Here is a 21933-nt window from a genome sequence, read left to right as displayed (position 1 = left end):
TCCCGTCCGTTCGTGGTGACCAGCCGTCAGCGCTGGCGGCGCAGGATCCGCGCCACCCCACCGACCCGCTGCAGGAGGCGGAACTCGGCCGAGACGGTGAGGTCCTCGTAGCGGCGCGCGATCGCGTCGCGCTCCTCCTCGGCGACGCGGCGCGCCCGGTCGATGACCGCCAGCGCCTCCTCCGAGACGATGAGCCGGCGGTTGATCTCCTCGACCCCGGAACGGTGCACGTCGCGTTCCCGCGCCGTCTCGCGGAGTTCCTCGCGCTGCAGCGCTGCGAAGCGCAGGAGCGGGTGGCGGCTCCCGGAGCGGGTGCGCGCGGTCGCGACGGCCGTGTCGAGGGACGGGCCCACCTGGGCGGCGCGGGCGCGGTACCCGTGCCGGTCGAGCACGACGGCGCGGAGCCGGGTGGCCAGCGCGTCCCGCTCGGCGGCGGGCATGGCGATCGCACGCTCGAGCGACGCGGCGTCGGTGAACACCGGCACGTCGGCGAGACCGAGCTCGTCGAGTCCGAGCGCACAGTCGGTCACCGGGAGCGCGCCGCAGGCGAGGGACTCGTAGAGGCGGGAGTTGAGCGTTCCGTACTCGGCTGCCGGTTCGATGACGTCGTCCACGACGAACGCCGCCGCACGGTAGACCTCGGGCAGGGCGTGGTACGGGACGGCGGGGCGGAGCTCGACGCCGGGGGCCGCCTCGACGTGCTCGACGTTCGCGGCGAACCAGACGATCGGCTGCTCGGGTGCGACCTCGGCGAGCACGTCCTGCACGCGACGGCGGGCGCCCCAGAAGTTCACCGTGGTGACGGTGCGGTCGCTGCGCTCCTGGGTGTCGTCCGTCGTGAACAGGTCCGTGTCGACGCCGATCGGCACCACCTCGAGCGGGCCGTCGTACGCGCGTGCGAGCGCGTCGCGGGCGATCCCCGACGACGCCCACACCGCGTCGAACTCCCGCAGGTACGGCGCGGCGGCCCACTGCGCCGTCCAGTTCCGCACCCACGCGACCGTCGCGGTGCCGGCGGGCACGAGCCCCGGGACGAACGACTCGATCATGCTGACGAGGACGGCGGTGTCCTCGGGCACGTCCTCCGCCCACCGACGGATCGGCCAGACGTCGACGCCCCAGCCGTCCGCGCGCAGTGCCCGCGCCAGCCCGAGCGCGACGAACAGGTCGCCCTTGCCCTCGGTCGGGTCGTCGGTGGACACCGCGAAGCGGACGGTCCCGCGCGGGCCCGTCGCGTGGTCGCCGCGGGCGATCGCGGCGTACTCCTCGGCGAGCGGCGACGAGGCGGGGGAGGTCGGGATGGCGTGGTGCACGTGGACTCCGGCTCTGGGCGGGTCCCGGGGCCGATGCACGGCCCCGGAGGGATCGGCCGGGGCGGCCGACCGAGAGCCATTGTGCACGAACCGGGCGTGACCTCAGCGGAGCGCCGTGCTGTGCCTTGTAGGGTGTTGTCGGCCGGCGGGCGCCCCCGACGGCCGGATCACCGAACCCTGCCGCGCGCGCGGCAGCCGCTGGAGGAACTCGCCGTGACAGAGCGCAAGCCGGGAGTCGTGTCCGTCGTCCTCGTGAACTACAAGGGCACCGACGACACGCTGACGAGCATCGCGGAGCTCCGCAAGCAGGACTGGCCGCAGGACAAGCTCGAGGTCATCGTCGTCGAGAACGGCTCGGGGCCCGAGCACCTCGGTCGCCTGAAGGCCTCCGACCTCGACTTCACGCTGGTCGACGCGAACGCCAACCTCGGCTTCACCGGCGGCTGCAACCTCGGCGTCGAGCACGCCTCCGGCGAGATCGTCGCCTTCCTGAACAACGACGCCCGCCCCGACCCCGCGTGGGTGCGCGAGGCGATGGCGACGTTCGCGTCCGGCGCGGACATCGGCGCCGTGGCGTCGAAGGTCCTCGACTGGGAGGGCGTCAACGTCGACTTCACCGAGGCCGCGATGACCTGGTACGGCATGGGCTACAAGCCCTTCGCCGGGTCGCCCGACACCGGCCGCTGGGAGAGCGAGACCGACGTCCTGTTCGGCACCGGCGCCGCGATGTTCATCCGGGCGGAGCTCTTCGAGCAGCTCGGCGGGTTCGACGACCGCTACTTCATGTTCTACGAGGACGTCGACCTCGGGTGGCGGCTCAACCTGCTCGGCTGGCGGTTCCGCTACCAGCCGAAGTCGGTGGCGTTCCACAAGCACCACGCGTCGATGAACAAGTTCGGCGACTTCCGCGAGACCTACCTGCTCGAGCGCAACGCCCTGTTCACGCTCTACAAGAACCTCGGAGACGAGCAGCTCGCCGCCGCCCTGCCCGGCTCGCTCGCGCTCGCCGTCCGGCGTGCCGTCGGTCGCGGTGACCTCGACTCGACCGAGCTCGACCTCCGCAATCCCGGCGACGACAGCGTCCCGACGATCCCGGTGCCGAAGACGAGCATGGCCGGCATCTACGGCGTCGACCAGTTCGTCGAGCAGCTCCCGTCGATGACCGACTCGCGCCGCGAGATCCAGGCCACCCGCGTCCGGAGCGACCGCGAGCTCCTCCGGCTGTTCGGCAACCGCGACGAGCCGGCGTACCCGATCGAGAACTACCTCGCCGGCTACGACAAGATCGTGCACTCGCTCGGCGTGCTCGAGGTCGGCACCCGCCGCCGCGTGCTCATCGTCACCGGTGACGCCATCGGCGAGAAGATGGCCGGTCCGGCGATCCGTGCGACCCAGATGGCGAAGCAGCTCGCGAACGAGCACGACGTCCGCGTCGTCAGCCTCACGCGCTCCTCGCCGATCGACCCGTCGTACGAGGTCCTCACCGTCCCGCACCGTCACCCGCGGCAGATGGTCGAGCACGAGGCCTGGGCGGACGTCATCGTCGTGCAGGGCCACGCGCTCCGGCTCTTCCCGGTGCTCGAGTCGACCCGCAAGATCCTCGTCGTCGACGTCTACGACCCGCTGCACCTCGAGCAGCTCGAACAGGGCCGCAGCGACGACGTCGACCAGTGGAACCGGCAGATCCTCGACGCCTCGGACACGCTCAACCACCAGCTCGAGCTCGGCGACTACTTCATCTGCGCGTCGGAGCGGCAGCGCATGTTCTGGCTCGGGCAGCTCGCCGGGTCCGGCCGCGTGAACGCCCGCACCTACTCGCGCGACGCCGACCTCCGCTCGCTCATCGGCGTCGTGCCGTTCGGCCTCTCCTCGACGCCGCCGGTGCACGACCAGCAGCGCGTGAAGGGCGTCGTGCCGGGCATCGGCAAGGACGACAAGCTCGTCGTCTGGGGCGGCGGCATCTACGACTGGTTCGACCCGATCACCCTCGTCCGCGCCATCGGGCAGCTCGCGGAGACGAAGCCGAACGTGAAGCTGTTCTTCATGGGCGTGCAGCACCCGAACCCGGACGTGCCGGAGATGGACATCGTCGCCAAGGTGCGCGCCGAGGCGGACGCGCTCGGCCTCACCGGCACGAACGTCTTCTTCAACGACACCTGGATCCCCTACGAGGAGCGCGGCGCCTACCTGCTCGAGGCCGACGCGGGCGTCTCGACGCACTACGAGCACCTCGAGACGACGTTCTCGTTCCGCACCCGCATCCTCGACTACCTGTGGGCTCGCCTGCCCATCGTGACCACCGTCGGCGACTCGTTCGGCGACCTCGTGGCCGAGGAGCAGCTCGGCGTCGCGGTGCACGAGCAGGACGTCGACGGCCTCGCGAAGGCCCTCGAGACCGCGCTGTTCGACACGAAGGCCCGGAAGCAGTTCATCGCGAACGTCGACCGGGTGCGCGAGCAGTTCACGTGGGAGAACGTCCTCGCGCCCCTCGTCGAGTTCTGCCGGAACCCCGTCCGCGCCGCCGACAAGTCGGTCCGCGAGACGGCCGCGCAGGTCGAGGCGCACCAGATGCGCGTGCGCGTGCCGGACCGCAAGAAGCTCTACGGTCTGCGCCACGACGTCGGCCGTGCCGTGCACTACTTCCGCACGGAGGGGCCGCGCAGCGTCGCGAGCAAGATCAAGCGCCGCATCGCGAACCGGTGACCGCGGCAGGCCCCACGGCGCTCGTCATCGTCCCGACGTACGACGAGGCCGAGAACGTCCGTGCGATCACCGCCGCCGTGACCGCCGCGCTGCCGGACGCCCACCTGCTCGTGGTGGACGACGCCAGCCCGGACGGCACCGCCGCCATCGTGCGGGAACTCGCGGCGGCCGACGACCGCGTGCACCTGCTCGAACGCAGCGGCAAGGCCGGCCTCGGCACTGCCTACGTCGCCGGGTTCCGCTGGGGCCTGGAGCGCGGGTACCCGGTGCTCGTCGAGATGGACGCGGACGGTTCGCACCCCGCCGACCGGCTGCCGGCCCTCGTCGCCGCCGTCACCGGGGACGACACCGTCGCGCTGTCCATCGGCTCGCGCTGGATGCCGGGTGGCTCGGTCGTCGACTGGCCGCTGCGGCGCCAGGCGCTCAGCCGCGGCGCGAACACCTACGCCCGCTGGATGCTCGGCATCGGGGTGCGCGACGTCACCGCGGGCTTCCGGGCGTACCGGGCGTCGGTCCTCGAGCAGATGGAGCTCGGGTCGGTGGACTCGAAGGGGTACTGCTTCCAGATCGACATGACCCTGCGCGTCGACGAGCTCGGCGGCCGCATCGTCGAGGTGCCGATCCGCTTCCGCGACCGCGTGCACGGGGTGTCCAAGATGAGCCGCTCCATCGTGGTCGAGGCCATGGTGCGGGTGACGCAGTGGGGCCTCGCGCGGCGGTTCCGCCGACGGCGCTGACGCGCGGCTGGCGCTGGCGGGCGGTCGGCGCTGACGCTCGGCTCGCGGCTGGCGCGCGGTCGGCGCCGACGCGCTGACGCGCCCGCGTCAGACCCGTGGGAGGTGCCGCCGCCACGAGCGCCGCCGCGCCGCGATGACGAGCACGGCCGTGAAGACCATCAGCCCCGCGCCGTGCAGCAGGTAGCTCTCGGCCGCGCTCGTGACACCGAGCAGCACGAGCACCGCCGCCGGCCACACGTACGCCACGCCGGGGAACGTGGTCGCCGTGACCCACGCCCGGGCGAACGCGAGCAGCGCCGTGACCCCGAGCAGGATCGTGCCGGCGAGCCCGATCTGCAGCCAGGCGTCGACGAACGCGTTCAGCGCCGAGGTGAACCGGTTCCCCGAGGGGTCGATGAACGCGACGAAGGGCACGATCGCCTCGTGCGGCCAGGTGCCGACCCAGCCCCAGCCCTGGATCGGGAACTGCCCGATGAAGACCCGGATCTGTGACCAGAGGTCGATGCGGGTCGCCGTCCCGCCCGCGGCGCCGATCTCGGCGAGCACCCGCTGCCGACCGAGCACCGCGACGCCGGCCATGAGCACGACCGCGCCACCGAGCACGGCGTTGACGATCGGCCGCGTCCTCGGTCTGGCGTGCCGGAGCGACCAGAGGGCGAGGGCGGTGATCGCCAGCGCGATCATCGCGAGCCCGGTGATGGGGGACTGCACGAGCATGAGTGCGATCACCGCGAGCGCCGTCGACGCGATCGCGCGCCAGGTGCTGACGGAGCGGGTGAGGAACTCGACGACGAAGGTCACGAGGGCCATCGCGGCGATGAACCCCATGAAGTTGCGGGTGCCGCCGATGCCCTGGATCGGGCCGCCGTACGCGATGTTGCCCTGGATGCCGAACGCGGGGATGGGGAGGTCGAGCACGAGGCCGGACAGCACCTCGAGGCCGAGGGCGGCGACGAGGAGGATCCGGAAGGCGTCACCGGAGGCGCGGATCACCTGCACGAGGTCGCGGCCGAGCGCCAGGTACAGCCCGAGTCCGATGAAGCAGACCGTGGACACGAAGCCGCGGAGCGCCACCCAGGAGTACTCGCTCCACAGGACGCTCAGCGCGCAGTAGCCGACGAAGGCGAGCAGGGAGAGCGGGAGCACGCCGTGCCACTCGATCCGGTAGCGCTGGCCGAGCAGGCTCAGCCCGGCCAGGACGAACAGCGACACGAGGACAGCCCACGTGCCCGCGACGCCGACGAGGGCGGTGACGGTGGGGCGACCGAAGGCGAACAGGACGATGACCGTGGCGAGGGCCTGGCTGAAGCGGCCGCCGGCCGAGAAGCCGATCCAGGCGGAGAGGTAGCGGCGCGCGAGCACGTGTCTCGTCACCCGTCCGTCCGTCACCCGTCCATCTTGTCCTACTCGGGCGCGGCCCGACGACGGCCTGGCCTGCGACGGCCCGGCCCGACGACGGCCCGGCCCGACGACGGCCTCGCCGGCGACGGCTGGCCCGGCGACGGCCGCCCGACGGCGCCTGCGTATCGCGGTGCGTCGATATCGACGATCCGGCATCCCTGGGCTAGCGTCAGCGGACGATGGAGCGCACACCGAGCACGAGGGCCCGCGTGCTCGCCCACACCGTCGTCGCCGTCCTGCTCGGCCTCGCCACCGCCGCACTCGCATGGTGGCGCCTCGGTCCCGTCACGCGGAGCACCGTCTGGGCCGAGGACGGCGGGATCTTCCTGCGCGAACGCGAGGACCTCGGCCCCGTCGCCTCGCTCCTGCACCCGTACGCCGGCTACCTGCACCTCGTCCCGCGTCTCCTGGTCGACGCCGGACGGGCACTCCCGGTCGAGCAGTACGCCCACGCCCTGGCCGGGGGCGCCTGCCTCGTCGTCGGCGCGGTCGCGGCCACGGTGTTCCTCCTGGCCCGCGACGTCGTGCCGTCGCCACTCCTCCGCGGACTGCTCGCCGCCGTCCCCGCGCTCCTGCCGCTCGCGCCCTACGAGGTGCTCGGCAACGCCGCGAACGTGCACTGGACGATGCTCTTCGCCGCCCCCTGGCTGTTCTCGTACCGGGCGCGCACCTGGTGGGGTGCCGCGGGCGTCGCGCTCGCCACGGTGCCGGTCGTGCTCACCGAGGTGCAGACGGTGCTCTTCCTCCCGCTCCTCCTGCTGGCGTTCCTGCCGTGCCGCGACGCGGACGGCGCGACGAGGACCGCCCGGGCGTGGCCGCGCGCCCTCCCGGTCGCCGTCGTCGCGCTCGGTGGGGGAGCGGCACAGGTGGTGACCGCGCTCACCGACAGCCGGTCCGGCCGGCCCGGCTCGCCCTCCGTCCCCGACGTCGTCGCCGGGTACCTGCTGCAACCCGTCGCCGGCGTGTGGAACCCGGACGTCGGGGCGGCGGTGCGACTCGTCGTCACGCACGGCTGGGCGGTCGTGGCGGTCCCCGCCACGTTCCTCCTGGCCGCCCTGGTGGTGGCGACCGTGGTCGCCGACCAGCGCACGCGGTGGACGCTGGTCGCGCTGACCGTCGTGTCCGGCGGTGTGTGGTGGGCCGCGCTCCTCGCCAACGACGGCGCCACACAGGCCTGGGCGCACCCGGTCGCGGCGCTCGCCGCGTTCCCGCCGCAGCGCTACGCGCCGGCCTCCGGCATGCTCCTGGTGGCCGCGGTCCTCGTCGCCGCCAGCGCCCTCCTGCGTCGTTCCGGCGCCGACGCAGCGGACCGGTCGGGAGGCGCGGCTCGCCTCCTCCGGACGCTCACCGGATGGGCGTTGGTCGGCCTGGTCCTCGTCGCGACCGTGGGCAACGTCGGCCCCGGCCCGACACGGCGCGACCAGGGTCCGGTCTGGGCGGCGCAGATCCCGGCGGCCGTCGCGTCGTGCGACGGCGACCCGACGCGGACGGCGCTCGTCCACAAGCTGCCCTGGGACGCCGCGGTGGCGTGCTCGTGGCTGCTCCGCCGCTGAGGGCGCGTCGGGCGGGACCCGGCACCGCGGCGGGTCGGCACACCGGCCTCAGCGCGTGGTGGTCGTGGTCCGTGCGCGGGGACGGCGGAACTCGCGTCGCGCGGGGGGCGTGCGCGGGCCGTCGCCGGTCGAGACGGGCTCCTCGCCGACGAGCACGTTGCGGCTCTTGATCGCGAAGAGTGCGAAGAGCACCCAGTTGCCCTGGTAGAGCAGGCGTGACTCGGCGACCGACTGCACGAGCAGCGCGACGACCACGAGGAGCGGCAGGAGCGACACCGGGTCGAACGGCCGCGGGGCGAGCGCGGCGTCGTAGCCGATCCGGGTGGCCGAGGACCACGACCGGCTCAGCGTCGTGAGGACGTAGACCGCGAACAGCACCAGACCGATGATCCCCGTCTGCATCCAGACGTCGAGGGAGGCGTCGTGCGCCTGCAGGTACGTCACGCCCTTGCGGTGCGCCAGGTCCGCGAGCGTCGGGATGCTCGGCCACCAGTAGCCGATCCAGCCCCAGCCGACGACCGGGTGCTGGTCGATCAGCCCGAGCACGCGCTGCCAGATCTCCCCGCGGCCGGTGGCGTCCGCGCCCTTGCCGAGCAGCTGCGACACGGCGCCGCGGGCGACGAACGCGAGCGCCCCGACGGCGACCGCGCCGACGAGGACCACGAGGTAGCGCGGGGTGCGCCGCTCGGTCGGGACGCGGCGGATCCATAGCGCGACGACGAGTGCGACGACGACCACCGCTGCGGCGGCGAGCACCGTCGACGAGCGGGTGAGCAGCAGGACGACGCCGGCGACGACGAGCCAGCCGATCGCCTGGTTCCGGCGGAGCCGACCCTCGGCGAACTGCAGCGCGACGGCGATCGCCGCGAGCAACGCGACCATCGCGAGGAGGTTCGCGTTGCCGGGGAGCCCCTGGATGCGCCCCCCGGTGAAGAGCTCGGCGCGCGAGAAGTAGAACGCGTCCGGGATCGGCCGGTCGCCGTAGTGCGTCCAGATCGGCGCGATCGGGTGCCGCACGAGGACCGCGACGACGGCCTCGAAGAGGAGCGAGCCCATCAGCACCCACCGCATGGCGAGGCTCAGGGCGTCGAGGATGCGGCGCCACGTGAGGGTCGACGCGATCGCGAAGGCCACGGCGACGCAGATCACCTGCGCGGCGATGCTCGCGAGGGTCGCCTCGCGCCAGTGCGACCAGACGACCGACACCAGGCACCAGGCCAGGAACGCCCAGAGCGACCGGGGCGTCCGCGCGATCGGCGGCCGGGCGCGGACGAGGACGGCGATGCCCCACGCGGCGAGACCCGCCCACACGGCGGCGGCGCCGTACCAGGTGAGCGTGTTCGGGACGGCGTCGCCGGCGAAGAGCACGAACAGCACCGTCGCGCCCAGGGCGAAGGCCTCGCGCTCGGGGACGCTCCCGCGGGACAGCGGCCAGGTGTTCGTCACGACGACAGGCTACCCGCCGCCGCCCGCGTCCCCGGTCGTGTCTGCCGGCATCAGTGGCCCATGGATCGCAGTGCCGCGGCGATGTCGTCCCCCAGGTACGGCGCGAGGGTCACCGCGAAGGTGTTCGTCATGTGCGTGCGGTCCCGGTGCACGATGACGCCGCCGATCACCGCGGGGCACACCGTCGCCGTGCAGTACAGGTCGGTGAGGTCGACGAGACGGGCCTTGCCGCCCATGCGCTCGACGGCCTCGGCGCTGCCGTCGTGCAGCGCGAGGGCGTCCCGTCGGGTGCTGTCGCAGGCGCCGGTCGTCGGGCCGGTCATCTGGGCCACGCACGCCACGACGTCGACGCGCGCGGTCGGGTTGTCGCGGAGCGCCACGATCGGGATGCCGGCGTCGGCCGCTGCCTGCCACGCCTCGACCAGTCCGTCGTCGACCGTCTGCGCGGCGGTCTTGCCGTCGGTCGCGGTCACCGGGCCGTTGCCGGTGGAGTGCGTGACGACCACGCCGTCCAGGTCGGGGTGGTCCCGCAGGTACGCCATCGCGTTCCGCTTCCACCCGTTGCAGTCGTCGACCTGCTGCTGCGTGTTCGCGAACTGCACCGCGGTGGTCAGGTAGCAGCTCTGGTGCCCGGCGACGTCGATGCGCCAGTTGCGTGCCTTCGCTATCCGCTCGTAGGTGTCGACGAGCACGTTGTTGTGCGAGTCGCCGATCGCGATGAGGTGCTTCGTGTACCCGCGGCGCGGCCCGAGCGCGCAGACGTTGAACGCGTCGGAGTCGTTCGACCAGCAGGCCGCCCGGTTCGAGTCGTCGTCGGGGGCGTTCGTGGCTCCCGGCGCGCGGACGTCGGCGAGCTGCGGGTTCACACACGGGTCCGCCGCGGAGATCTCGGCCGCGGCCCCGAAGCACGCGACGTCTCCGCGGCTGAGGTCCTCGGCGAACTGCGCGGCCTGCACCTGCTGCACGTGCAGGGCGGTCAGCGACGCGGCGCCGAGGCCGATCACCAGCACGGTGCTCAGCGCGCCGTAGAGGGCCACGCGACGGGGCCGGAGGGCCTTCACCCACGCCGAGAACCGGAGCGGCTCCTCGATGAGGAGCGTGGTCACCGAGGCGACGAGGAACGCCCCGACGAGGATCGCGACCTTGTCCTTCGTTGTCAGCTCGTGCTTGAGCACGAACGGCAGGACGACCACGGCTGGCCAGTGCCAGAGGTAGACCGCGTACGAGATCCGCCCGGTGAAGGCGATCGGCGCGACGCGGCCGAGGCGCTCGAGACCGGAGTGGCCGCCGAACAGCACGACGAGGGACGCGGACACCACGGGCAGGGCGGCGGCGATGCCCGGGAACGGCGTCGTCGGCCCGATCGCGAACAGGGACACGAGCAGCCCGGCGGCACCGACCCACGCCCCGACGATCCGCACCGTGCGGGCCGGGGCGGTGCGGGGTGTGCCGAGGGGCAGCGTCGCCGCCAGACCACCGAGCGCGAACTCCCACGCGCGGGTACCGGTCGAGAAGTAGGCGATGCCCGAGGCCGTGTGGGTCTGCACCACGCTCCAGGCGAGCGACAGCACCACGACGGCCGCCAGCAGCACCCGGGCGGCAGCGACCGGCGTCAGCGCGCCGTGCCGGAGCCGACGGGCGGCCCAGAGCGTCGCGAGGAGCAGCAGGGGGAGCGCGATGTAGAACTGCTCCTCGACCGACAGCGACCAGAAGTGCTGGAACGGCGACGCCTGGTTGCCCTGGGCCAGGTAATCGACGGCGTCTGCGGCGAGCTGCCAGTTCTGCACGTACACGGTCGACGCGATCAGCTCGCGGCCGTACTGTCCCCACAGGGTGCTCGGGACCCAGAGCAGCACGGCGGTGCCGGTCGCGAGGATCGTCAGGAACGCGCCCGGGAGCAGCCGCTTCGCCCGGCGGGCCCAGAACCCCGCCAGGCCGATGCGCCCGGTGGCGACGACCTCGCGCAGGAGGTGCCCGGTGATCAGGAAGCCGGAGATGACGAAGAACACGTCGACGCCGACGAACCCGCCCGGCAGCCGGTTCGGCCAGAGGTGGTAGAGCACCACCGCCAGGACGGCGAAGGCGCGCAGGCCCTGGATGTCCCACCGGCTCGGGTCGGTGGACCGGGGGGACGCGGAGCGCATCGACCGCCGGGTCGTCGTGTCAGCTGTGGTGCTCGCCATCGCGCAGCAGTCTACGGTCGCCGCCGATAGGCTCGGCCCCATGTTCCTCGGCATCACGAACACGCCCCGCGACTACGCGTGGGGCTCCGTCACCGCGATCCCGGAGCTCCTCGGCCGCACCGTCACCGGCGCACCCCAGGCGGAGCTCTGGCTCGGTGCCCACCCCGGCAGCCCGAGCGTCGTCGTCAACCCGGCGATGGTGGGCGGCGCGGACACCCTGCTCGACTGGATCGAGGCCGAGCCGCAGGCCGCCCTCGGCGAGGAGCGCACCGGTCTGCCCTTCCTCCTCAAGCTGCTCGCCGCGGCGGCACCGCTGTCGCTGCAGGCGCACCCCACGGCGGAGCAGGCGCGCGAGGGCCACGACCGCGAGGAGGCGGCGGGCGTCCCGCTCGACGACCCGGCCCGCAACTACAAGGACCCGTTCCCGAAGCCCGAGCTCGTCGTTGCGCTCAGCGAGCGCTTCGAGGCGCTCAGCGGATTCCGGCCCGTCGCCGAGACCCTCGCGGACGTCGAGCTCCTCGACGCCGGCACCGGACGGCTCGGCGCGCTCGCCGTGCACCTGCAGCACGGACTCGAGGACACCGTGCGGTGGCTCGAGGAGGCCGACCCGTCCGCGCTCGCCGTCGTGCAGGCGGCAGGTGACCTGGCCTCGGCGCTCGCCGGTGACGCGCACACCCCGAACACCGCGACCGTCCGGGACCTCGCGGCGACGTACCCGGCCGACCCCGGCATCGTGGTGTCGCTGCTGATGCACCGGGTGACGCTGGCGGCGGGGGAGTCGATGTACCTGCCGGCCGGCAACATCCACGCCTACCTCGACGGGCTCGGCATCGAGCTCATGGCGCCGTCGGACAACGTGCTGCGCGGCGGCCTCACCCCGAAGCACGTCGACGTGCCGGAACTGCTGCGGGTGCTCGACTTCACGGCGTACCCGGCACCGCTGCTCACGCCCGAGCACCTCGACGCCGGTGTCGACCGCTTCGCGCCGGAGGGCGTCGGCTTCGCGCTGGTCCGGGTCACCGGCGACGGCAAGCCGGTCGGGCTCGGCACCGGCGGCGTCGCACCGCTGGCCGGGCCGTCGATCGCCGTCTGCACGGCCGGCGCCGTGACGCTCGTCGGCGCGACCTCCGCCACGCTGCTGCGGCAGGGGGAGTCCTGCTACATCACCCCGGACGAGGGCGACGTGACGGTCGAGGCGGACGTCACCGGCGGCGTGCCCTCGACGGTGTTCATCGCCACCGGCGCCTGAGCAGCGCCGTCGGCGGGAAGCCGCACGGGCGGCCCGGCGGGCACGGCCACGACACCCGGTTCCGCTAGCGTGACGAGCATGAGTTGGCTGGTCACCGGCGGTGCCGGGTACATCGGGTCCCACGTCGTCAGAGCGCTGCGGGGAGCGGGCATCGACACCGTCGCGTTCGACGACCTGTCGAGCGGCTTCCGCGGGTTCGTCCCCGAGGACGTCCCCTTCGTCGAGGGCACGATCCTCGACGGGGACCTGCTCGCCCGCACCCTCCGCGACCACGCGGTCACAGGGGTGGTGCACGTCGCGGGCTTCAAGTACGCCGGCGTGTCCGTCGAGCGGCCGCTGCACACCTACGAGCAGAACGTCACGGGCACCGCGACGCTGCTCCGGGCGATGGCGGAGAACGGCGTGACCAAGGCGGTGTTCTCGTCGAGCGCGGCCGTCTACGGCACGCCGGACGTCGACGTCGTGGTCGAGGACACCCCGAAGGCGCCGGAGTCGCCCTACGGCGAGTCGAAACTGATCGGCGAGTGGCTGCTGCGCGACATGGAGGTCGCCGCGGGCTTCACGACGACGTCCCTGCGCTACTTCAACGTGGTCGGGTCGGGGGAGCCGGACCTCTACGACGCCAGCCCGCACAACCTCTTCCCGCTGGTGTTTGACGCCCTGCTGGCCGGGCGGACGCCGCGGATCAACGGCGACGACTACGCGACCCCCGACGGCACCTGCGTCCGCGACTACATCCACGTCGCCGACCTCGCGCACTCGCACGCCGTGGCCGCCCGCAAGCTCGAGGCGGGGGAGCAGCTCGAGCGTGCCTACAACCTGGGCAGCGGTGACGGTGTCAGCGTCCGGCAGATCATGGACGCGATGGCGCGCGGCACGGGCATCGCGTTCGAGCCGGAGGTCGCTCCGCGTCGTCCGGGCGACCCCGCGCGGATCGTCGCGACCGGTGAGGCTGCGGCGCGCGACCTCGAGTGGGCGATGCGGCACTCCCTGGACGAGATGGTCACGAGTGCGTGGGAGGCTCGCCGCCGCGTGCACTGATCGATACCGTTCCGTGCGGGGTCGTGTCCCCCGGAAGCCCGACAGACCGGGTGCGACACGCCCGTACGGGGGACATGACACGCCGCGACGGTCGGTGGCTTCTATGATCCGCGACTTGACTCTCGCGAATCACACCGCTGTAATTACGTGTGCGGCGTCACGGAACGCCGTGGGTCCCGTCAACGAGACGTCAGGGGTGATCAGGGTGAACGGTTCCGACTTCCACGCCGGAGTGCCGGAGGACTGGCACGTCGACCCCGTGGCGCTGGGCGTCCCGGGCGTCCGACGTCCGGAGACCGACGACGAGGAGAACCCGCTCGCGTGGCAGGCCGACTCGCTGTGCGCGCAGACCGACCCCGAGGCGTTCTTCCCCGAGAAGGGCGGCTCGACGCGCGAAGCGAAGAAGATCTGCACGTCGTGCGAGGTCCGGTCCCAGTGCCTCGAGTACGCCCTCGAGAACGACGAGCGCTTCGGTATCTGGGGCGGCCTGTCCGAGCGCGAACGCCGCAAGCTCCGCCGCCGCGCGTAGCGGCGTCGCCTCCCGCAGGCGCGGGATGCGTCCGGCGCGCACCGCTCGGTCCTGATTCCCCGTCGCGGGTTTCCGGCGCGCCGCCTCGACGACCCGGCCCGCGCCTCCGGGCTGCGTAGAGTGGCGCCCGTCATGCAGCCCAGTTCCGCTCAGCCCCGGGTCACCGCGATCCTCGTCGCCGCCGACGGGGCGGACCACCTCGACCGGACCCTGGACGCCCTCGCGGCCCAGACCCGCCATCCCGAGAACCTCGTTGTGGTCGACCTCGGGTCGACCGACGGCTCGACGGCCGACCTGCACTTCGGCGGATCCGCCGAACTCGTCCGGCTGCCCGCTGGTCGTCCGTTCGGCGAGGCCGTCGCACGAGGGGAGCGCGAGGCACCTCCGGCGGTCGCCGACGAACCCGTCGACGAGTGGCTCTGGTTGCTCGGTCACGACAACGCGCCGGCCCCGACCGCCCTCGACGAGCTGCTGTCGGCCGTCGAGATCGCACCGTCGGTCGTCGTCGCCGGCCCGAAGCTCGTCGCCACCGACGACCCCGCCACGATCCGTGCGTTCGGCGAGAGCATGACGCGGACCGGTCGGTCGCTCGTCCTCGTGCAGGACGAGCTCGACCAGGGGCAGCACGACCGACACACCGACGTCCTCGGCGTCGCCGCCGGCGGCATGCTCGTCCGGCGGAGCGTCTGGGACCAGCTCGGCGGCTTCGACCCGGCGCTGCCCGACGTCGACGCCGCGCTCGACTTCTGCGTGCGCGTCCGCCTCGCCGGTCACCGCGTCGCGCTCGTGCCCGAGGCCCGCGTCACCTCCGCCGGTCCGATCGAGGAGTTCGGTCGCAAGCGCGTCTCGGAGGCCCGTCGGGTCCGGCTGCACCGTCAGGCCCAGCTGCACCGTCGCCTCACCTACGCCCCGGCAGGCCTGGTCTGGCTGCACTGGCTCGCACTGGTGCCGCTGGCCGTCGCGCGTGCGATCGGACACCTCGTCGCCAAGCACCCGGCCGCTGTCAGCGGCGAGCTCGCGTCCGCCTTCGCGGTGGCGTTCGGCGGCGGCGTCGGCCGTGCCCGCAAGGTCCTCGCCAGGAACCGGAAGGTCGGCTGGGCGGCCGTCGAGCCCCTCCGGGTGAGCTGGCGGCGAGTGCACGAACGACGGACCACGTCGCGCGACGTCGAGCTGGCCCGCGTCGAGGACGCCCCGATCGCCCGCGCGTCGTTCCTCGGCGACGGCGGTGTGTGGGTCGTGCTCGCCGCCGCGGTGCTCAGCGTCGTGACGCTCGCCCCGCTGCTCGGCTCGCCGGCCCTCACCGGCGGCGGACTCCTGCCGCTCAGCACCGACGTCGGGCGCCTCTGGCAGAACGTCGGCTACGGCTGGCACTCGATCGGCACGGGCTTCAGCGGGCCGTCGGACCCGTTCGCCGCCGTGGTCGCGGTGCTCGGCTCGATCACCTTCTGGTCGCCGTCCACCTCGGTCGTGCTCGTCATGCTGCTGGCCTTCCCGCTCGCCGCACTCGGCGCCTGGTTCGCCGTGCGCAAGGTCACGACGCGCGCCTGGGTGCCGGTCGTCGGCGCCGCGCTGTACACGATCGCCCCGGCCCTCGTCGGCGCGGTCACGACCGGACACCTCGGCGCCGTGATCGCGCACGTGCTGCTGCCGTGGCTGTTCCTCGCACTGCTCGAAGCGCACCGCTCCTGGGCCTGGGCCTCGGGTGCCGCGCTGCTCTTCGCCGTCGTCGCGGCCTCGGCGCCGTCGCTCCTGCCGGTGCTCCTGGTCGCGTGGCTCGTCTCCCTCGTCGTCGGCTGGCGGCGCGCACACCGTCGGGTGTTCATCCCGGTGCCGGCAGCCGTGCTCTTCCTGCCGCTCGTGCTCGCCCAGATCGGACGAGGCAACGTCCTCGCGGTGTTCGCCGACCCGGGCGTGCCCTCCGCCACCCGGGCACCGTCGGCGCTGCAGCTCGCGATCGGACAGCCGCTCCCGGACTGGAGCGGGTGGCTGCCGGCGACCTCGGGCCTGACGGCCGTCGCGATCCTGCTGCCCGTCGCGATGGCGGTGCTCGCACTCCCGCTCGCCGCGTCCGCCCTCGGCGCGATGCTCGGGCACCGCTGGGCCGTCGCGGGCACCTCGCTCGTCGTCGCGCTGCTCGGCTTCGCCACCGCGTTCGCCGCCACCCACGTCACCGTGACCGGCGTCGGCTCGACCACCACGATCGTCTGGCCGGGCAGCGGCCTGTCGGCGTACTGGCTCGGCATCGTCGCGGCGGCGTGCATCGGGATCGACGTGCTGCCGCGCCTGGCGCCGGTCGCGGGGCTCGTCGCCGCCGTGGCCACCGGTGTCGCGGTCGCGCCGGCGTTCGCCGCGTTCCCGCTCGGCAACGCGGTCGTCCAGCCGACGACCGGTCGGGTGCTGAGCGCGTACGTGAACGCCGAGGCACAGGCGAACCCGGACGTCGGCACGCTGGTCGTGGACCCGCAGCCGGACGGCTCCCTCGCGGTGTCGCTCGAGCGCGGGCAGGGCTCGACGCTCGACGACCAGTCGACGCTCGACTCGACGGCGCTGTCCCTCACCCGCTCGGGCACCCGCCTGGCGACGCTCGCCGGCAACCTCGCCAGCCGATCCGGCTACGACCCGGAGCCCGCGCTCCGCGAGCTCGGCGTCGTGTTCGTGCTCCTCGACGACGCCTCGGACGGCGACGGCGCCGCCGGAGCCCGGGCCGTGCACGACCGTGCCGCGGGCGCGATCGGGCAGAACGCCCTGTTCACGAGCATCGGCGAGACGACGAACGGCCAGCTCTTCCACTACGAGGGCGACGTCGACCGACCGGGGACCGGCAGCGCCGCCTCGCGAGCGACGCACGTCCTGTACCTCGTGGTCCTCGGCATCGTCTTCGGCGCGACGGCCCTGCTCGCGGTGCCGACCGCGCCGCGCCGCCGCCGGGCCACCTCGAACGTGATCGAGGCCGAGGAACCCGCCACCACCTTCGACGAGGAGCGCGACGAATGAGCACCACCACCGGCTCCGTGCGCCGCTGGGTCGTCCGCGGGACCGCGACCGCCGTGGCCGTGGTCGTCGCCGCGGGTGCCGTGACCGCGGCCCACGCCCTCGGCACCACCTCGGACCCCGGTCGGCCCGCCGGTCGGACCGTGCAGCCCGTCCCGGCGGCGGCCGAGCGCGTCTGCGCCGGCAGTGCCCTCCGGCTGTCCGACGACGCGGGCAACGACGCGACGAAGGCGAGCACGGTCGGCTCGCCGACCGTCGCGACCGCGACCACCGGCACGACCGTGGACCAGACCGCCCTGCAGGGTTCGACGACCGGTGGCAGCGACCCGCGCCTCCTGACCGCACCGGCGGGCGAGCGGACGCCGCAGGTGGCGGGGAGCAGCTACCAGGACGTCTCGAACGGCGACCTCGTCGGCGTCGGCGCGGCCTCGTGCGACGACCCGAGCCAGTCGACCTGGCTCGTCGGCGGGTCGACCGAGACCGGGCGCACCAGCCTCGTGACGCTGTCGAACCCCACCGACGTGAACGCGACCGTCGACTTGTCCGTCTACGACGCGTCCGGCACCGTGAACGCGCCCGGCACGAACGGCATCGTCGTCGCGCCGAACACGCAGAAGGTCGTGCCGCTGTCCGGCTTCGTCTCCGGGCAGGGCTCGACGGTCGTGCACGTGGAGTCCTCCGGTGGCCAGATCGTCGCGCACCTGCAGGAGACCGTCGTCCGCACGCTGACCCCCGGCGGCTTCGACGTCGTCTCCGGTGGGGCGGCGCCCTCGCGGACCCAGATCATCCCGGCCGTCGTGCTGCAGAACTCCGACGAGGCGCAGCGGGGGAGCGACACCGCCGACGCCGCGCCGATCGTCCGGCTGTTCGTACCCGGGACGAAGGCGGCACGGGTCACGCTCGGCATCACCACCTCGGACGGCGGCGGCTCGACCGTCAACGCCACCGCGGAACCCGGGGTCGTGACCGACGTCACGCTCGACGACTTCCCGGACGGGCGCTACTCGTTCACCGTGTCCTCGACCGAGCCGCTCGTCGCCGGTGCCCGCACCACGATGGCGACCGAGGACGGCAGGAGCGACCTGGGGTGGTTCGCGTCCGCCGAGCCGCTCGGCGGGCGCACCGTCACGGCACTGGCGTCCGGCGCGAACCAGCGGATGTCCTTCGTCAACCCGACGCGCTCGGACGCGACGGTGACGATCCGCTCGGGTGACTCCGAACAAGAGGTCGACGTCGTCTCCGGCGGCATGGCGACCCTCATCGTGCCGCTCACCACGCAGCTCGAACTGTCCGGCACCGAGGGGCTCGTGGCCGGCGTGACGTACATGGCCGCCGACGGCATCGCGGGGTTCCCGGTCCGCCCGGCCACCGAGGTCTCGTCGCCGATCCGCGTCTACCCCTGACGTCCGGCTCGACCGCAGCGCGCGCCCGTCGCTGCGGCGGGCCGCGTCACCAGTGGCGGTAGCGGTCCGGGGCGAGGTCCCACGGGTCCTTGTCGAGCAGCTCGCCCACGGCGCGGAACACCGCCGTCTCGATGATCACCCGGCGGTCGGTGTCGTCCTTCTCCGGGCTGTGCGTCACCCGCTCGACCGGGATCCGGAAGAGCGTCACGCGACGACCCGGGCGGTCCACCCGCCATCGCGGCAGCTGCTCCGGCAGCGCCTGGTCGGTCGGCATGTCCGCGACCTGGAACACCACGCCGGACAGTTCCTCCGGCCACAGCCCGAGCAGGTAGTGCGCCGTGTCGCCGACGATCCGGTCGAACGCCTCGGCCCGCGTGATGACGGGTGCGAGTTCGGGCCCGGTCACGCTCGACCGACCGCCGCGACCGTGTCGACCCCGGCCCCTGGCCCGGTCGACGGGGGTGACGAGACGAGTCCTGCGGCGCATCCCCACATCGTACGCGCGACGGGTCGTCCCGCCTCGCTCCGATAGGCTCGGTGCCGGTATGGACGTGAGGATCTGCAGCAAGGTCGCGTGCGGCGCGAGCGCTGCGTCGACCCTGACGTACGACTACGCGGACTCGATGGTCGTCGTCGGGCCGCTCTCGACCCGCGTCGAGCCCCACGGCTACGACCTCTGTGCCCGGCACGCGGCCGGCCTGCGCGTCCCGCGCGGCTGGCGCGTGGTGCGGCGCGAGCCGCTCCGCCGCGACGCGGACTGACGCCGGTCCGGTCGGTCGGCCACGGTGGTCGGTCTGGAGGCGCGGCGCACCGCATCGACGTCGGCCCACCCGCACCGCGCCTCCCGTCCGACCGCGTCGACCACCGTGACGGGACGTGTCCCGTCGCCTGTGGGCCAGCGCCCGCTGCGTGGGAGACTGACGGCATGCCGACCGAAGCCACCACCGTCGTTCCCTTCCGCGTCGCCGACCTCTCCCTCGCCGAAGCGGGACGCCACCAGATCCGCCTCGCCGAGAACGAGATGCCCGGCCTGATGTCCCTGCGCGAGGAGTTCGGCGCGTTGCAGCCGCTCGCCGGCGCGCGCATCGCCGGTTCCCTCCACATGACGGTGCAGACGGCCGTCCTCATCGAGACGCTCGTCGCGCTCGGGGCGCAGGTCCGGTGGGCCAGCTGCAACATCTTCTCCACCCAGGACGAGGCCGCGGCCGCCGTCGCCGTCGGACCGACGGGGACCGCGGGGTCGCCCGCCGGCGTGCCGGTGTTCGCGTGGAAGGGCGAGACGCTCGAGGAGTACTGGTGGTGCACCGACCGCATCTTCGACTGGAGCGCCGAGGCCGCCGCGGCCGGTGCCGACTGGACCGGCCCGAACCTGATCCTCGACGACGGCGGTGACGCGACGATGCTCGTGCACACCGGCGCGGACGCCGAGGCGGCGGGCCGAGCGCCCGAGGCCGGCGACGACGCCAGCGCCGAGTGGCGGATCGTGCTCGCGACCGTCGCGCGGTCGCTCGAGCAGTCCACCGACCGCTGGACCCGGATCGCCGCCGACGTCGAGGGGGTCACCGAGGAGACCACCACGGGCGTGCACCGCCTGTACGAGCTGGCCCGGAGCGGCGAGCTGCGGTTCCCGGCGATCAACGTCAACGACTCGGTCACCAAGTCGAAGTTCGACAACAAGTACGGCATCCGGCACTCGCTGCCCGACGGCCTGAACCGCGCGACCGACGTCCTCATCGGCGGCAAGGTCGCGTTCGTGGTGGGCTACGGCGACGTGGGCAAGGGTGCGGCCGAGGCGCTGCGCGGCCAGGGCGCCCGCGTGATCGTGTCCGAGGTCGACCCGATCTGCGCGCTCCAGGCCGCGATGGACGGGTACCAGGTCGCTCGCCTCGCGGACGTCGCCGACCAGGTCGACATGGTGGTCACCTGCACGGGCAACCTCGGTGTCGTCGGGGTCGACGAGATGCTCGCGCTGAAGCACCTCGCGATCGTGGCGAACGTCGGGCACTTCGACAACGAGATCGACATGGCCGGGCTCGAGGCCCTGGCCGGGGTCGAGAAGGTCGAGATCAAGCCGCAGGTGCACGAGTGGCGCCTGCCGAACGGCCGCTCGATCCTCGTGCTGAGCGAGGGGCGCCTGATGAACCTCGGCAACGCGACCGGGCACCCGTCGTTCGTGATGAGCAACTCGTTCACGAATCAGGTGCTGGCGCAGATCGAGCTGCACACCCGGCGTGACTCCTACCCGACCGGCGTGTACGTGCTGCCGAAGCACCTCGACGAGAAGGTGGCCCGGTTGCACCTCGACGCGCTCGGGGTGGCGCTGACCGAGCTCCGGCCGGAGCAGGCGGCGTACATCGGCGTGCCGGTCGAGGGGCCGTACAAGCCCGAGCACTACCGGTACTGAGCGCGCGGCGCCGCCGGCACCGCGGGCCGCGTCAGCGCGGGAAGCCCGGCGGCCGCGCCCCCGCGACCCCGGCAGCGCGGTCGAGCAGCGCGGCCCGGGAGCGCATCGCCCGCACGTCCCGCTCCCGGCGCACGGCGACCACTCCCGCGAGGAACGTCTCCGGGTGCACGGCGGGCACCGGGTGCGCGTACTCCGCCACGGCCGCCGCGAGCGTGCGCGCGGTCGCCTCCCGCGACTCCGGCCGCAGGTCGGCGGCGACGCGGAAGAACGCCCCGAGCCGGTTCTCCAGCCGCTGTGGGAGCGCCGACACGTCCGCGACACCGGCCCACCCGACCAGTTCGGCGGGCAGGAGCACGTGTGCCTCCTGCCGTCGCACCGCGCGCTCGTGCTGCACGAACGTGCCCGCGAGCAGGTCCCCGAGACGCCGCGGCTGCGACCCGAACAGCGCGACGAGGAACGCCAGCGATCCGAAGGTCATCCACAGTTCGAGGAACCCGACGAGCGCCCGGGTGAACGCGTGCCGGAACCCGATCGCCCCGCCGTCGAGCCGCACGACCCGGGTGCCGGTGGCGTAGCGGCCGACGCTCTTGCCGCGCGTGACCGTCTCGACCGCGGCGGGCACGAGCACGAGCACGACGACGACGGTGCCGATCACCAGCGGGCCGGCCCACGCGTCGTCCACCCCGGTCGGCCAGACCCGGGACAGCCCCCACAGCAGCATGAGGAACAGCGCGAGCAGGCACACGGCGTCGAGCAGTGCCGCCGCGAGCCGCAGCGCGATGCCCGCCGGCTGCACGTCGAGCGCCACGGCCTCGCCCACGACGAGTTCCTCGACGGTGTCGTCGAGGGTCGCCCCGAAACGGGCGTCGGCAAGGTCGCGCGGCACGCGGGTCTTCGACATGGGATCATTCTGTCGGAGCTCGTCGCCGGGCGGGTGGGATCTCCCGCCATGCCGGGCGGAGCGCGCACGATCGGGGGAG

General features: G+C 73.4%; 16 protein-coding genes. 10 read left to right on the top strand and 6 right to left on the bottom strand.

Annotated features, from left to right (window positions below):
- Nucleotides 1-26: 26 nt before the first annotated feature.
- Nucleotides 27-1313, bottom strand: coding sequence for a glycosyltransferase family protein (locus ACY3FI_RS10455; RefSeq protein ID WP_462547465.1), 1287 nt, complete (start codon nucleotides 1311-1313; stop codon nucleotides 27-29).
- A 213-nt stretch (nucleotides 1314-1526) separates the two neighbouring features.
- On the opposite strand from ACY3FI_RS10455, the gene ACY3FI_RS10450 reads away from it, so the two are divergent.
- Entirely contained in the window at nucleotides 1527-4016 is a 2490-nt protein-coding gene (locus tag ACY3FI_RS10450) for a glycosyltransferase (RefSeq protein ID WP_462547464.1), read from the top strand.
- Nucleotides 4013-4753, top strand: coding sequence for a polyprenol monophosphomannose synthase (locus ACY3FI_RS10445; protein WP_462547463.1), 741 nt, complete (start codon nucleotides 4013-4015; stop codon nucleotides 4751-4753). Before ACY3FI_RS10450 ends, ACY3FI_RS10445 begins: the two co-directional genes overlap by 4 nt.
- A gap of 87 nt (nucleotides 4754-4840) precedes the next feature.
- Here ACY3FI_RS10445 and ACY3FI_RS10440 read toward each other — a convergent pair whose 3' ends face one another.
- Nucleotides 4841-6127 (bottom strand): O-antigen ligase family protein, encoded by a 1287-nt coding sequence (locus ACY3FI_RS10440; protein WP_462547462.1) that lies wholly within the window; start codon nucleotides 6125-6127, stop codon nucleotides 4841-4843.
- A 206-nt stretch (nucleotides 6128-6333) separates the two neighbouring features.
- Here ACY3FI_RS10440 and ACY3FI_RS10435 point away from each other — a divergent pair, with 206 nt between their 5' ends.
- Entirely contained in the window at nucleotides 6334-7707 is a 1374-nt protein-coding gene (locus ACY3FI_RS10435) for a hypothetical protein (RefSeq protein WP_462547461.1), read from the top strand.
- A gap of 48 nt (nucleotides 7708-7755) precedes the next feature.
- Here the strand turns inward: ACY3FI_RS10435 and ACY3FI_RS10430 are convergent, their stop codons facing one another.
- Complete coding sequence (locus ACY3FI_RS10430) at nucleotides 7756-9153, bottom strand: O-antigen ligase family protein (RefSeq protein WP_462547460.1); 1398 nt, start codon at nucleotides 9151-9153, stop codon at nucleotides 7756-7758.
- A gap of 50 nt (nucleotides 9154-9203) precedes the next feature.
- Entirely contained in the window at nucleotides 9204-11336 is a 2133-nt protein-coding gene (locus ACY3FI_RS10425) for an acyltransferase family protein (protein WP_462547459.1), read from the bottom strand.
- Between the two features lie 40 nt (nucleotides 11337-11376).
- On the opposite strand from ACY3FI_RS10425, the gene manA reads away from it, so the two are divergent.
- The 5 genes from manA to ACY3FI_RS10400 all read left to right on the top strand — a co-directional run bounded on the left by manA (nucleotide 11377) and on the right by ACY3FI_RS10400 (nucleotide 18549).
- The gene (gene manA / locus ACY3FI_RS10420; RefSeq protein ID WP_462547458.1) at nucleotides 11377-12585 is read left to right on the top strand and encodes a mannose-6-phosphate isomerase, class I; all 1209 of its coding nucleotides are present in this window, start codon (nucleotides 11377-11379) and stop codon (nucleotides 12583-12585) included.
- A 78-nt stretch (nucleotides 12586-12663) separates the two neighbouring features.
- On the top strand, nucleotides 12664-13626 hold the full coding sequence (gene galE / locus ACY3FI_RS10415; protein WP_462547457.1) for a UDP-glucose 4-epimerase GalE: 963 nt from the start codon (nucleotides 12664-12666) through the stop codon (nucleotides 13624-13626).
- Between the two features lie 196 nt (nucleotides 13627-13822).
- Complete coding sequence (locus ACY3FI_RS10410; RefSeq protein WP_462547456.1) at nucleotides 13823-14155, top strand: WhiB family transcriptional regulator; 333 nt, start codon at nucleotides 13823-13825, stop codon at nucleotides 14153-14155.
- 132 nt (nucleotides 14156-14287) lie between these two features.
- Nucleotides 14288-17149, top strand: coding sequence for a glycosyltransferase family 2 protein (locus tag ACY3FI_RS10405; RefSeq protein ID WP_462547455.1), 2862 nt, complete (start codon nucleotides 14288-14290; stop codon nucleotides 17147-17149).
- Nucleotides 17146-18549, top strand: coding sequence for a DUF5719 family protein (locus ACY3FI_RS10400; RefSeq protein ID WP_462547454.1), 1404 nt, complete (start codon nucleotides 17146-17148; stop codon nucleotides 18547-18549). The genes ACY3FI_RS10405 and ACY3FI_RS10400 overlap by 4 nt, the downstream gene beginning before the upstream one ends.
- Nucleotides 18550-18595: 46 nt before the next feature.
- Here the strand turns inward: ACY3FI_RS10400 and ACY3FI_RS10395 are convergent, their stop codons facing one another.
- On the bottom strand, nucleotides 18596-19036 hold the full coding sequence (locus ACY3FI_RS10395) for a metallopeptidase family protein (RefSeq protein ID WP_462547453.1): 441 nt from the start codon (nucleotides 19034-19036) through the stop codon (nucleotides 18596-18598).
- Between the two features lie 58 nt (nucleotides 19037-19094).
- Here ACY3FI_RS10395 and ACY3FI_RS10390 point away from each other — a divergent pair, with 58 nt between their 5' ends.
- Nucleotides 19095-19310 carry a DUF3499 family protein gene (locus ACY3FI_RS10390; protein ID WP_462547452.1) on the top strand — a complete coding sequence of 72 codons (216 nt, stop codon included), beginning with the start codon at nucleotides 19095-19097 and terminating at the stop codon, nucleotides 19308-19310.
- A 164-nt stretch (nucleotides 19311-19474) separates the two neighbouring features.
- Nucleotides 19475-20953, top strand: a complete 1479-nt coding sequence (gene ahcY, locus ACY3FI_RS10385) for an adenosylhomocysteinase (protein ID WP_462547451.1) — start codon at nucleotides 19475-19477, stop codon at nucleotides 20951-20953.
- A 31-nt stretch (nucleotides 20954-20984) separates the two neighbouring features.
- On the opposite strand, the gene ACY3FI_RS10380 is transcribed toward ahcY, so the two are convergent.
- Nucleotides 20985-21854, bottom strand: a complete 870-nt coding sequence (locus tag ACY3FI_RS10380; protein WP_462547450.1) for an RDD family protein — start codon at nucleotides 21852-21854, stop codon at nucleotides 20985-20987.
- Nucleotides 21855-21933: the final 79 nt, after the last annotated feature.

Source organism: Curtobacterium sp. RM9 (assembly GCF_054956955.1).
Note: the sequence above shows the minus strand (reverse complement) of the source record. Positions and strands in the feature narration are given on the sequence as shown.